Below are 13,080 nucleotides of genomic sequence, written 5' to 3'. Positions count from 1 at the left end.
GCGCGTCGGATCGCCGCGCAGCCGTCCGGCAAGGCTCTACCCTCGATGTATGACTGAGCGCCGCCGGTCCCGCGGGGTCCTGATCGGCGGCGTCGCCCTGCTGGCCGCCGCGGCGATCGCGGTGGGCAACGACGGGGACAGCGACTCGGCCGGCGACACCGGCTCCCCCAGCGACCTCGCGGCCGTCGCGCCCACCCCCACTGCCCCGGCCGGCCCCGGGGATGCCACCGGCGGTGACGCCGGGAGCGGCTCCGGCAGCGGCGGGAGCGGCCCGGAGGGCGGGCCGTCGGCCCAGCAGGGCGCTCCGGCCGCCCCCGACGGCGCCGACAGCGCCGACAGCGCCGCTCCGAGTGCGCCGTTCTGCGGTGCGAGCCGGTACATCGAGGAGATCACGGTCCAGGAGTGGGCGGGCGGCGACTTCCGAATCTCCGTGTGGCCCAGGGACGAGGCACGCCACGCAGACGACCGGGACGCCGCCAGTGCCGAGATCTGGGCAGCCGTCCGCACCTGTGTCGGCACACCTGACCAGGCAGTCGCCGAGAGCCTGCAGGACCAGCTCCGCTGCCACGAGTTCCTCGCCCTGGTGCCCGGCTCCGGCAGCGAGGAGTACGCGACCGGCGACACGTTCGACGTCGAGAGCTGGCGGCCGACACCCGGGCGCCGCCGCTGGCTCTCCACCCGGTGCGGCAACACCCTGGGCACCGACCCGACCTCCGCACCGGTGCGGACCTATCGCCCCGACGGCGTCCCGCCGCGGTCCGCGCCCACCGGGGAACACGCCTGAGAAGAACGGTGCGCCGAGTCCAGGGAGCGGTGCGAAGATCGGGGGCGGGACGCTCAGGGGCGGGTGGGTGCCAGATCGACCCGCAGCACCGACTGGGTCGCAGCTGAGATCCACGGCCACGCGTCCTGGTCGGCGCCGGGCCCGGCGGCGGCTCCCGGGCCCGCAGGCAGGCGCCGCCACCCGAGACCCGGAGCGAGCAGGGAGAGATCTCCTCCCGCCCGGCGTGCCAGCGGGATCCGTTCCTCCCAGACGGCGGCTCCCGGCCCGGTGCCCGTCGCGTAACCGACGATGAGGTCTGCCGGCAGGGCGACGCCGTCGGCCCCGTTCGCCGGGCCCGTCCCGAGTTCGTCCGGCCCGGTGGCAGGCCCGGTGGTGAGCACGAACGTGTGGCGACGGCCATCCGCCGGCCGCAGCACACGCTGCTGATCTCCCAGCCGGACGTACAGCAGCGGCCCGCCCGTCGGCGTCGTCGTCGGCTGCTGCGGCGGCGGCGGCTGAAGGGTTACCTGGATCTCGATGCGGGTGCCGATGACCTGCCGCAACGGCACGAACGCACCACGGAAGCCTCCGGGGACGGCAGGGTCCCACACCTCGCCCGGACGCAGCCGGTAGATCTTGCGGCCGGGCAGGCGATCGGGCAGCTCGGCGATGCGGGAGCCGATGTCCGCCGCATACACGACCGGCCCGCCAAGATCCGGGGAGTTTCGCAGCGTGTGGTAGGGGATCTGTGCGTAGCGGCTCGGTACCGGCGGCGACACGACGATCACGGCGGGCCCGTCCAGCTGGTCGGGAATCATCGATTCCAGGAACGCATTGCCCGCGTTGACCCCCCGCTGGACGTCGACCCGGGCGGGCAGCGTGGGCAGGGTGATCGCGACGAGCCCAACCCCGGCCGCGACGGCGAGGCCCGGGCGGGCGATCCGCGACGGCACGCGCGCCAGGACGCTCCAGAGCCATCGCGCACCGTCGGCGGCGAGGATGACGACCGGAGTGAACGCCGCCAGGTGGTAGTGCGGGCCGAGCCCGTTGCGCAGGCCCGGCATCGCGAAGGCCGACCCCCACCAGAAGGCGTAGCCCAGCAGAACGACGCCGGTCGTGGCCAACAGCATGATCCGCTCAGGCCGGCGCCGGGGCGCGAACAGGCCGACGGCGGCGAGCACGATCAGGCCCATACCGCCGAAGAACCAGCTCGGGGCGGCAGCGAGGGTGTCGCCGAGGGCTTCGAGGGCCAACCGCCGAGTGAACATGAAGCTCGATTCGGAGGGCAGGATGCGACGCGGTCCGAAACCGAAGCGGTCCAGCGGATCCGACGCGGACAACGGCATGCGCAGCGGCGACCCCGTGACGTGCCAGCAGTACACCAGGAAGACCGCGACCATCGGCAGCGTGCCGGGCACCGCCCAGAGCGCCCGGCGCGGCAGGATCCGCAGCTCCCGACGGGCCCGCACCATCGCCAGGACCGCCACGGGAAGGACCACGAGCACAGCGTCGAACGGACGGATCAGCAGCGCGAACCCCGCCGCGGCCCCGCCCAGGAACAGGGCGGACCGCGCGCCCGTGCGGAGACCGCGCAGCAGTTCGGCGCTGGCGAACACGAGTGTCGCGGCGCACGCCGCGTACGCGAGAGGCAGCGCGGTGTGCATGATCACCAGCGGTGACAGCGCGACCCCCACAGCCGCGGTGAGTGCGGTACGCACCTCGCCGAACAGCTCCCGGGCCAGCCGGTACGTCCCGGCGACCCACACCGCCGCCATCGCCGCGGGCGCGACCGCCATGGTCCCGAACAGCGCCTGCGAAAGCGCGAGCGCCGCGGGCCAGCCAGGCAGGTACTTGGTGAACACCCGGCCGTCGTGCACGCCGGTGAGCCAGGGCCGGAAGAACGGCTCGACCAAGGAGGCGTCCAGGGTCAGCCGGCCCTGGAGCAGCATCCGCGCCTGCAGCACGTACGCGGCCTCGTCAGCGTCCCCGGTTCCGTCCCGAAACAGTGTCGTCTGCAGCACCAGGCTCACCGCGAACGAGCACAGCGCAAGCAGGGTGACCACGAACGCCGGTGAGCGCGCCGCTCCCGCAATACGCGGGATGCGCGGGATGCGCGGGATGCGCGGCTCCCTCGACCTCCGAAGCGCCTCCGACACCCACGGCGACGCCGGGGTGGGCGGCATCCGCGGCCTGCCGGTGCGCCCGCCCGCGGGGGCGGTAACCGCGCCGTCCGTGGCGAGGGGGCCGGTGGCCGGCTCGTCGACCGTCGTGTCGACGGACCCGTCGACGGTCATCGGCCGCCGTCTGCGCTGACGGTCCTCGTCATGGACGCTTCATGAACAGGCGTCGAACATCTTCGATCAGGTTCATGCTCAGCCCCATCCCACGCCGGCGCGCGGATTCGTCCACGATGATTGATCGCGTACCGAATGTTCCGTATGCAGCACCTGGAATGATAGAAACCCATTGACCGGTTCCGGCAGGTGGGGCCGGGAAGACCCACTTCAGCGCCGTGAGCTGGGCACATGCCGATGACAGGAGCCATCCGGCGTGATAACGGACAGACGGCGCGCCGCGGGCCTGAGCACAATCTCCGGGTGGGCCTGCCGCATCTCCGGGTGGGCCTGCCGCGGCCGCTCCTGCGAGCCGGGAGCGCCCCGCCACCACCGGGGTGCAGGCGGCGACGGGGCCCCGTCCGCAGCGCATGCCTTCGACTCAGCCTCCACCAGCGGCTGAAATCCCGGCTTCTCCGTCATGGATTCATCCCGGCGGCCATACCCGCGGCTCTATCGTTGTCGCATGGTCACCCGTGACGAGAACGACTCGGACGGCTGCTATTCCTGTGAGCAGAATGCCGCCATGGCCGGCCTGCCCACCCGCGAGCGGATTCACGTCAGTGGCGGCTGGCGGGTGGCACACGCGATCCGCTGCGCGATGCCCGGCTGGCTGGTTCTCGTCGCCCGCCGGCACATCACCACGATTGCCGAGCTCGACGATGCGGAGGCCACCGAACTCGGCCCCCTGTGCCAGCGGCTGAGCCGGGCGCTCGTCGAGGTCACCGGGTGTACCCGGACCTATGTCGCGGCGTTCTCGGAAGCGGCGGGATTCACGCATCTTCATGTGCACGTCATCCCCCGGGCCGGCGACCTGCCTGCTGACCAGCTGGGGCCGGCCGTCTTCAGCTGTCTGCGCCGCCCGCCGGCGGAATGGGTTTCCCCGGAGGTGATGGACAGCCTGTCCCGTTCCCTGGCGAGCAGGCTCGCGCCCGCGCTGTAGAACCGGCGGCTCTCAGCGTTCGCGCAGGCGTTCGATCGCCCGGCGGTCCCGCTTGGTCGGACGCCCGGTACCGCGGTCGCGCACCGCGATCATCGGCGGGCGCTCCGGGCGCGGCGGGCTGTTGTCCAGGTAGCACTCAGCTGCCAGCTCGGCACCCACCCGCTTGGTGATCACCTTGGTCACCACGACGACACGCTCGTAGCCATCCTGACGGATGCGCACCTCGTCTCCGGGCCGCACCCCGCGCGCCGGTTTCACCCGCTCGCCGTTCAACCGGACATGGCCGCCGCGGCAGGCGTCGCCAGCCTGCGTCCGCGTCTTGACGAGACGGACCGACCAGATCCAGATGTCGACCCGGGTGGTGCCCTCCAGTGACGGCATGCCCACGATGCTACGAAGCCCACGGCCCACGCCCACGGGGGCGCCCGCGGTCGGTCATCGATCCGGCGCCGTGGCCGGTTCGGCCGGGCCGACCTCGACGTCCGCCCGCCCCCCCGGCCGGCCGGGGGTGGGCTCGCCCGCCGCCGCGGGGCAGCGCTGTCAGGGCGACGACCAGCGCAGCCGCCATCAGACCGACCGGCACGCCCAAAGTGTTCCGGAACGCTTCGGCGAGCTGTGCCGCGGTGTCCGCCGCGCCGGCACCCGCCGGGCCCGCACCCGCCGGGCCGCCACCAGCCTGGCCGGGGTGCCCCACCTCGAGCGGCCCGGCGGCCTCACCGCCGCCGATCAGGGAACCGAGGCCCCGGGTAGCGAGGCCCGAGGCGAGCACCACCGACGTCAGCGCGGTGCCGATCGAGACACTCACCTGGTTGGTGATGGTCAGCAGGGTGCTCCCGGACGGTGCGTCCCGGTCGTCCAGATAGCGCAGCGCCGTCGTGATGGTCGGCATGATCGTCGAACCCGCGCCGATGCCCATGACGGACAGGGCGACGACGAGGTGCCAGTACGGGGTGTCCGCGTCGAGCAGGAGCAGCACGGTGAACAGTCCGCAGGTCGCCAGTGCGATGCCGAAGCCGACGATGCGCGCCGGCGGGACCCGGTCGACCAGCCGGCTCGCCACCTGCAGGGAGATGCCGGTCGCCAGTGCCTGCGGGATGCCTAGCATGCCGGTCGCCGCCGGGCTCAGCCCGCGCGCGGCCTGCAGGTAGAGGGGCAGTACCAGCATCGACCCGAAGTAGGCCGCCGCGAACAGCGCCAGCGTCAGAGCGCCCGACCCGACGGCCCGCCGGCGCAGCAGCGTGATCCGGACCAGCGGGGCCGGCGCTCGCGCCGCGCGGACGGCGAACCCGGCCACCAGTGCGATGCCGGCAAGGGCGGGAACGAGGACCACAGCGGAGGCCACCGTCCCCTGCCGCCCGCTCTCGGCCAGCCCGTAGACGAACAGCGCCAGCCCAGGTGCGATGAGCCCCAGCCCGAACAGGTCAAGCCGCTCGCGTGGGCTGCCGGTATCCGCGGATCCGCCGGTATCCGCGGATCCGCCGGCACTCGCGGAAGTGACGGCACTCGCGGAAGTGACGCCCCGCGCGGGCTCGGCGGTGAACGGGCGCAGCGCGCGGGCCGCGAGCAGGAGGGCAAGGATGCCGACAGGCAGGTTCACCAGAAAGATCCACCGCCAGGAGAACTCGACGAGCGAGCCCCCGAGCGTCGGCCCGATCACGGGGCCGACCAGGACCGGCAGGCCCAGCAGGCCCATCGCGCGGCCGCGGCGCTCGGGCGGGGTCGCCCGCAGGACGATCATCATCGCGACCGGTTGGACCAGCCCGCCGCCGATTCCCTGCAGGACCCGGAACGCAATGAGCGACCCGACGTCCCAGGCCAGGCCGCACAGCGCCGAGCCCAGCACGAAGGCGGCCAGCGCTGCGGTGTAGACCCGGCGGGCGCCGAACCGCCCGACCAGCCAGGCGCTGGTCGGGACGGTGACGGCCAGGGCCAGCGTGTAGGCGGTCGAGACCCACTGGATCACCGGGAGGGTTGCGTCAAGATCCTCCGCCAACGTCCGGATCGCGACGTTGATGATCGTGATGTCCAGGACGACGAGCAGCCCGCCGAGCACCAGCACCGTGAACACAAGGCCGGTCGGGAGCGCACCGGCACCGGACGTCACCGGCGGGGTCAACGGTGTCGCCGAGGCCCACGGGACTGGCGGGACTAGCGGGACTGGCGGAGCTGGCGGGACTGGCTGAGCTGGTCGTCTGTCGTCGGTGTCCGGTTCCTCGCCTGATCGCAGGGCCACGTCTCGATCCCCTCCCGCGGGGCCCTCGGCCGTGGAAGCCCGAGCCCGGTCCGACATCCACCGCGGCTCAGGCTGCTCCCTCAACCGCGGTTCAGGTCAACCACGACGTCGGTGGCCGTCGGCGTGCGGGTTCGGCCGGGGACCGGAGGGTGGTGCCTCAGCCGGTCGGCAGCAGGCGACGGACGGCGGCGACGGTCCCGCCGTCGACGAGAAGGTCGGTGCCACTCACGTAGCTGGCATCCTGGCCGAGCAGGAACGCCGCCGCGGCGGCGATGTCGTCCGGGGTGCCGAGGCGCTTCGCCGCGGACATCGCCACCATCGCCCGCATCTGCTTCCCCGACTCTCCGGACAGCTCCCCCTGGCCCATCGGGGTGGAGATGACCCCCGGGCTGATCGAGTTGATCCGCGCACCGCGCTCGCCCCAGGCTGCCGCCGCGGCCTGCACCCGCACGATGTTGGCCCGCTTCGCCAGGGCGTACGCGGCGCCCGGTGAGCCGAGGGCGTCGGGGGCGAGGAACGGCAGGTCCAGCAACTCGTCCGTGGGTGCCGTGGCGGCGGTGGACTCCTGCTCCGGGGACAGGCCCGCCAGGTACCCCGACATACTGGCGATGACGACTCCCGCGCCGCCGGGCGCGATCACCCGGGCGAACTCGTCGAGCACCAGCGCGACACCGAGCAGGTCCACCCGCAGGATCGCCTCGGTCGAGGCCTGCGTGGGTGAGAGCCCCGCCGTGTGTGCGACCTGGGCGACCCGTCCGAGGCCGGCTGCGGTGTCGGCGAGAGCGGCCACCGACTCGCGGCTGGAGACGTCGACCACCTGGGTGGCGACGTCCTGCCCCTCTCCTCGCAGGACGTCGGCGACATCGAGCGCGGCGTCGCTGACATCGGCCAGCAGGAGCTTGCGGCCGCTGCCGATCCGCCGGGCGATCGCCCGGCCCATGCCGCCCACACCGATGACGACGACGACGTCCCTGACGTCCTTATCCACCTGAAACCTCACCCTTCCACCGCTGCTCGCGGAGGTGTATCGAGACGGCTGGGATTGTACGAACACGTCCTGTAGGCGTCCCGGCCGGATGACGGCGGTGTCAGATCACCGGACGCGCTCCGCGGCCAGACGGCTTTCGCCGCCGGGCGTTGAATCCTTCGCCGCGCGGTCGTCGGCCGGATGTCAGCCGAATGACCCGCGGGCGAACTGTGTCTGCCGACAGTCGGTTCTCAGACCGCCCCGGATCCATCTCCGCCGCCGGTGTCACGCACGCCGGTGGCGCGCACACCGCCTTCGCCCGCGAGAGCGTCGGCGACAGCGGCGTCAGCGGCGTCAGCGGCGTCGGCCTGCTGCCCGCGGCGCGAGTCGCGCATCAGCGGGAACAGGACGACCTCGCGCAGGGTCGGCGCGTCGGTGAGCAGCGCGATGAGCCGGTCAATGCCGATACCGAGGCCGGACATCGGCGGCATGCCGTACTCCATCGCCTCGATGAAGTCCTCCTCGAGCATCATCGTCTCATCGTCGCCGGCGGCCCGCAGCTCGGCCTGCTCCTCCAGCCGCCGGCGCTGCTCGACCGGGTCGACCAGCTCGGAGTAGGCCTTCACCAGCTCCCAGCCGTTCACCACGACCTGGAACATGTCGAGCCGGGAGGGGTCGGCGTCGCTGCGCCGGGCCAGCGGCACCAGCTCCGCCGGGTGGTGTACCAGGAAGCACGGCTGGACGAGGTGCGGGCGCACGGTCTTCTTGTAGAGCAGGTCGACGAGCCCCGCGTAGGAGGCGGCGTCGTCGACCTCCAGCCCGAGCTCGGCGATCCGGGTCCGCAGCGTCGGCAGGTCACGGACGACTGTCAGGTCGATGCCGCTGTGCCGGGCGACCTCGGCGCGGTAGTCGAGCTCCGGCCACTCGGCGCCGAAGTCGAGCTTCACCCCGTCGTAGGTGACGGTGCGGCTGCCGAACACGTCGTCGAGGACGGCCAGGAGCATCTCCCGGACGAACCGCATGTTGTCGCGGTAGTCCCAGTAGGCCGCGTACCACTCGAGCATCGTGAACTCCTGCAGGTGCGAGGGATCCATTCCCTCGTTGCGGAAGTTACGGCCGAGCTCGTAGACGCGGTCCAGCGAGCCCACGACGACCCGCTTGAGGAACGTCTCCGGCGAGATGCGCAGGTAGAAGTCCTCACCGAGGGCGTTGTGGTGGGTGACGAAGGGGCGGGCGGCCGCACCGGACGCGGCTTCGGTCAGCATCGGCGTCTCGACTTCGAGGAAGTCGTTGTCGTCGAGGAAGCGGCGGATGCGGGAGATCGCGCGGGCGCGGGTACGGAAGCGTTCCCGGGAGTCGTTGTTCACCAGCAGGTCGAGGTAGCGCCGGCGCAGCCGTGCCTCGATGTTGGACAGACCCTGCCACTTGTCGGGCAGAGCGCGCACCGTGCGGTTGAGCACGACGAGCTCGGAGGCGCCGACGGTCTTCTCTCCGCGGCGGGTGGTGTAGACCCTGCCGGTGACGCCGACGAAGTCACCGATCTTGACGGCGCGGGCCCACTCCTGGAACGTCTCGACGCCCAGCTCGTCGCGGGACAGCGAGACCTGCACCCGCCCGGCGCGGTCCTGGATGTGGCCGAAGACCAGCCCACCCATCCGCCGCCACAGCACGACGCGGCCGGCGAGGCGGACGACCACCCCGTCCTCCGCGGCGCCGGCGGCGGTGGTCACCGAGTCGGTGTCATACCCGGGGCGGGGACCCGCCGTGGACTCGTCCGTCGCCATGCACAACACCCTTTTGCGAGAGGTTCCCCGCCCGGCGACACCCGGGCGTCTTCACGGCCCGGCGCGCGGGAGCGCCGACGGCTCGCATGCCCAAGCCTACTGGCCGCCCTGGTCCGCCAGATCTCCCGCGCCGGCCAGCCGAGCGGTGGCCGGCCAGCCGAGCGGTGTCAGCCTGCTTCCGCCACGGCCTGGGCGAACTGGGCGCGGTAGAGGCGGGCGTAGGCACCGTCCGCGGCAAGCAGGCTGACGTGGTCGCCCTGCTCGACGATGGCTCCGTCCTCCATGACGAGGATGGTGTCCGCGTCGCGGATGGTGGACAGCCGGTGCGCGATCACGAAGGCGGTCCGGCCGTGCCGCAGGCCGGACATCGCCCGCTGGATCAGCACCTCTGTCCGGGTGTCGACCGAACTCGTCGCCTCGTCCAGGACGAGGATGAGCGGCTCGGCGAGGAACGCGCGCGCAATGGTGATGAGCTGCTTCTCACCGCCGCTGACGCCGACGCCCTCGTCGTCGAGCACTGTGTCGTAGCCGTCGGGCAGGGTGCGGACGAACCGGTCGACGTGCGCGGCGCGGGCCGCGTCGACGATCTGCTCGCGGGTGGCCCCCTGGGCGCCGTAGGCGATGTTCTCCGCGATCGTCCCGCCGAACAGCCAGGTGTCCTGGAGCACCATGCCGATGGAGGAGCGCAGCTGGGCCCGGGACATCTCGGCGATGTCGGTGCCGTCCAGCGTGATCCGCCCGCCGCTGACCTCGTAGAAGCGCATCAGCAGGTTGATCAGTGTGGTCTTGCCGGCGCCGGTGGGCCCGACGATCGCGACGGTGTGGCCCGGTTCGGCGACCAGCGACAGGTCGTCGATGAGCGGCGTGTCCGGTTCGTAGCGGAAGGCCACGTGTTCGAAGGCGACCCGGCCGCGGGCCTCCCCGGGCCGGGCGGGCACCAGCGGGTCGGGATCCTGCTCGGTGGCATCCAGCAGCTCGAAGACCCGTTCCGCCGAGGCGACCCCGGACTGCAGCATGTTCGCCATGCTGGCCAGCTGCGTCAGCGGCTGGCTGAACTGCCGCGAGTACTGGATGAAGGCCTGGACGTCACCGATGGACAGCGACCCGGAGGCCACCCGCAGACCGCCGACCACGGCCACCAGCACGTAGTTCAGGTTCCCGATGAACATCATCGCCGGCTGCATGAGGCCCGAGATGGACTGCGCCCGCCAGCTCGCCTCGTAGAGGCGCTCGTTGTACTCCCGGAACGTCTCGGCGGCCTCCTCCTGCCGGCCGAAGGCACGCACCAGCGCGTGCCCGGTGTACATCTCCTCGATGTGGCCGTTGAGGGCCCCGGTCGTCTTCCACTGGCCGACGAACTGCGGCTGGGCGATCCGGCCGATGCGGGTGGTGACGACGAGCGACACCGGCACCGTCACGACGGCGATCAACGCCAGCAGCGGGGAGATCCAGACCATCATCGCCAGCACGCCGATGATGGTCAGGACGGAGACGACGATCTGCGAGAGGCTCTGCTGCAGGCACTGCCCCAGGTTGTCGATGTCGTTGGTGACCCGGCTGAGAACCTCCCCGCGCTGGCCGCGGTCGAAGTACCGCAGCGGCAGCCGGGTGATCTTCTCCTGGACGTCGTCACGCAGGTCGTTGAGCATGCGCTGCAGCGCCCGGTTCGCCAGCCGGGCCTGCACCACCCCGAACGCCCCGGCCACCAGGTAGACGATCAGCACGAGGAGCAGCACCCGGCCGATCGCGTCGAAGTCCATCCCGGTGCCGGGGGTGACATCCGCGGAGGCCAGCAGGTCGGCCTGGGTGTCGTGGCCCTCTGCCCGCAGCCGCGCGATCGCCTCCGCCCGGGACGTACCCGCGGGCAGGCGCGAGCCGATCAGACCGGCGACCACCAGGTCGGTGGCGTGCCCGAGCAGCCGCGGGCCGGTGACGGTGAGGGCGATGCTGACGACGGCGAGCGCGATGGCGGGCAGCAGCAACACGCGCTGCCGGCTCAGCAGCCCGAGCAGACGCCGGATCGAGACCTGGAAGTCGCCGGCCTTCTCCCCGCCGGCGCTGAAGAAGCGACCGGGGCCGGGCATCGGGCGGGCGCCGCCCGCCGGTGGGCGCGTCATGCCGCTGCCTCCTCCTCGGTGAGCTGCGAGAAGACGATCTCGCGATAGGTCGCGTTCTCCGCCAGGAGCTCGTGGTGGGTGCCGGCGCCGACGATCCGGCCCTCGTCCAGGACGATGATCTGGTCGGCGTCGCGGATCGTCGCCACCCGCTGGGCGACGATGACCTTGGTCGCCGCCGCCGTGTCGCGGGCCAGCGCGGCCCGCAGCCGGGCGTCGGTGGCGTAGTCCAGCGCCGAGAAGGAGTCGTCGAACAGGTAGATCTCCGGGCGCCGGACCAGCGCCCGCGCGATCGCGAGGCGCTGGCGCTGGCCGCCGGAGACATTCGTGCCGCCCTGGGAGACCGGGGTGTCCAGGCCGTCCGGCATGGCCGCCACGAACTCCCGGGCCTGCGCGATGTCGAGCGCCCACCAGAGCTCGTCGTCGGTCGCCTCCGGGTTGCCGTAGCGCAGGTTCGACGCGATCGTCCCGGTGAACAGGTACGGCTTCTGCGGCACGAGAGCGACTGTCTCGGCGAGCAGCTTCGGGTCGAGGTCGCGGACGTCCACGCCGTCGATCAGCACCGAGCCCTCGGAGACGTCCGACAGCCGGGGGACGAGGCCGAGCAGGGTCGACTTGCCGCTGCCGGTGCTGCCGATGACCGCCACGGTCTGCCCCGGCGCGACCCGCAGGCTGATCTCGCGCAGCACCGGCTCCTCCGCGCCCGGGTAGCGGAAGCCGACACCGCGCAGCTCCAGCTCACCGAGCCGGGCCAGCTCCCGCACCGGCTCGGTGGGCGGACGCAGCGTCGACTCGGTGGCCAGCACCTCCTGGATGCGCTCCGCGCACACCTCGGCCCGTGGGATCACCGCGAACATGAAGGTGGCCATCATCAGCGCCATCAGGATCTGCATCAGGTAGCTGAGGAAGGCGGTCAGCGCCCCGATCTCCATGCCACCGCTGTCGATGCGGTGCGCGCCGAACCAGATGACGGCGATGCTGGAGATGTTCACCACCGTCAGGACCAGCGGGAACAGCAGCGCCATCAGGCGCCCCATCCGCAGCGAGATGTCGGTGAGGTCGGCGTTCGCCGTGACGAACCGGCGCTTCTCGTGGCCGTCCCGCACAAAGGCCCGGATCACGCGCAGGCCACTGATCTGCTCACGCAGGATGCGGTTGACCTCGTCGAGGCGCTCCTGCATACCGCGGCCCAGCGGCTGCATCCGCCGGATGATCAACACGATCATCCCGGCCAGGATCGGGACGATCCCGACCAGGAGGAGGGAGAGCGTCGCATCCTGGTGCACCGCCAGGGCGATGCCACCCAGGCACATGATCGGCGCCGAGATCATCATCGTGAACGACATCAGCAGCATCATCTGGACCTGCTGGACGTCGTTCGTCGCCCGGGTGATGAGCGAGGGCGAGCCGAACCGGCCGATCTCCCGGGCGGAGAAGGACTGCACCCGCGCGAACACCGAGGCACGGAGGTCGCGCCCGACCCCCATCGCGGTACGCGCGCCGAAGAACACCGCGCCGGCCGAGCAGGACGCCTGCAGGAGCGTGACCGCGAGCATCACCCCGCCGAGGCGGACGATGTAGCCCGTGTCGCCGGGCACGACCCCGTTGTCGATGATGTCGGCGTTCAGCGTCGGCAGGTAGAGCATGCCCAGCGTGGCGGTGAGCTGCAGCACCACCAGCAGGGAGACCGCCCTCGTATAGGGCGCGAGATGGCTCCTCAGCAGTCTGACAAGCATGTGATCTCCGTCGGCGGGCCGTCGGTCATCGGTCATCGGTCATCGGGTCGCCGGGTCGTCCCGGACTGCGGCAGGCCGATACGGAGAGTACGACTGAATCCGCCGCTCAGGTGCGCCTGGTGGATCGGCGGATACGAGCAGAACACGGACAGGAGCAGGACACAGACCGGCCCCGGTGCCCGCACCCAGGCCTCCGAGGAGACACGG

9 protein-coding genes are annotated in these 13,080 nt (G+C 71.9%); 2 read left to right on the top strand and 7 right to left on the bottom strand.

The window, feature by feature from the left end:
• Nucleotides 1–49 precede the first annotated feature (49 nt).
• Nucleotides 50–784, top strand: coding sequence for a DUF2599 domain-containing protein (locus B207_RS0124205; protein WP_026311399.1), 735 nt, complete (start codon nucleotides 50–52; stop codon nucleotides 782–784).
• A gap of 53 nt (nucleotides 785–837) precedes the next feature.
• Here the strand turns inward: B207_RS0124205 and B207_RS35300 are convergent, their stop codons facing one another.
• Nucleotides 838–3,057, bottom strand: coding sequence for a DUF6541 family protein (locus B207_RS35300; RefSeq protein WP_051102638.1), 2,220 nt, complete (start codon nucleotides 3,055–3,057; stop codon nucleotides 838–840).
• Nucleotides 3,058–3,562: 505 nt separating this feature from the next.
• Here B207_RS35300 and B207_RS0124195 point away from each other — a divergent pair.
• Nucleotides 3,563–4,039 carry an HIT family protein gene (locus tag B207_RS0124195; RefSeq protein ID WP_018639253.1) on the top strand — a complete coding sequence of 159 codons (477 nt, stop codon included), beginning with the start codon at nucleotides 3,563–3,565 and terminating at the stop codon, nucleotides 4,037–4,039.
• 12 nt (nucleotides 4,040–4,051) lie between these two features.
• Here the strand turns inward: B207_RS0124195 and B207_RS0124190 are convergent, their stop codons facing one another.
• The 6 genes from B207_RS0124190 to B207_RS0124165 all read right to left on the bottom strand — a co-directional run bounded on the left by B207_RS0124190 (nucleotide 4,052) and on the right by B207_RS0124165 (nucleotide 12,873).
• Complete coding sequence (locus B207_RS0124190) at nucleotides 4,052–4,420, bottom strand: RNA-binding S4 domain-containing protein (RefSeq protein ID WP_026311398.1); 369 nt, start codon at nucleotides 4,418–4,420, stop codon at nucleotides 4,052–4,054.
• Nucleotides 4,421–4,430: 10 nt separating this feature from the next.
• A complete protein-coding gene (locus tag B207_RS0124185; protein ID WP_018639251.1) occupies nucleotides 4,431–6,143 on the bottom strand; it encodes an MFS transporter in 1,713 nt (570 codons plus the stop codon).
• 286 nt (nucleotides 6,144–6,429) lie between these two features.
• Complete coding sequence (locus tag B207_RS0124180; RefSeq protein ID WP_018639250.1) at nucleotides 6,430–7,260, bottom strand: SDR family oxidoreductase; 831 nt, start codon at nucleotides 7,258–7,260, stop codon at nucleotides 6,430–6,432.
• Nucleotides 7,261–7,490: 230 nt separating this feature from the next.
• The gene (lysS, locus tag B207_RS0124175; protein ID WP_018639248.1) at nucleotides 7,491–9,023 is read right to left on the bottom strand and encodes a lysine--tRNA ligase; all 1,533 of its coding nucleotides are present in this window, start codon (nucleotides 9,021–9,023) and stop codon (nucleotides 7,491–7,493) included.
• 167 nt (nucleotides 9,024–9,190) lie between these two features.
• Nucleotides 9,191–11,140 carry an ABC transporter ATP-binding protein gene (locus tag B207_RS0124170; RefSeq protein ID WP_018639246.1) on the bottom strand — a complete coding sequence of 650 codons (1,950 nt, stop codon included), beginning with the start codon at nucleotides 11,138–11,140 and terminating at the stop codon, nucleotides 9,191–9,193.
• Nucleotides 11,137–12,873, bottom strand: coding sequence for an ABC transporter ATP-binding protein (locus tag B207_RS0124165; protein WP_026311397.1), 1,737 nt, complete (start codon nucleotides 12,871–12,873; stop codon nucleotides 11,137–11,139). The genes B207_RS0124170 and B207_RS0124165 overlap by 4 nt, the downstream gene beginning before the upstream one ends.
• Nucleotides 12,874–13,080 lie beyond the last annotated feature (207 nt).

It is taken from the genome of Parafrankia elaeagni, assembly GCF_000374165.1.
GTDB classification, from domain to species: domain Bacteria; phylum Actinomycetota; class Actinomycetes; order Frankiales; family Frankiaceae; genus Parafrankia; species Parafrankia elaeagni.
This window is presented reverse-complemented; position numbering and strand designations above follow the sequence as displayed.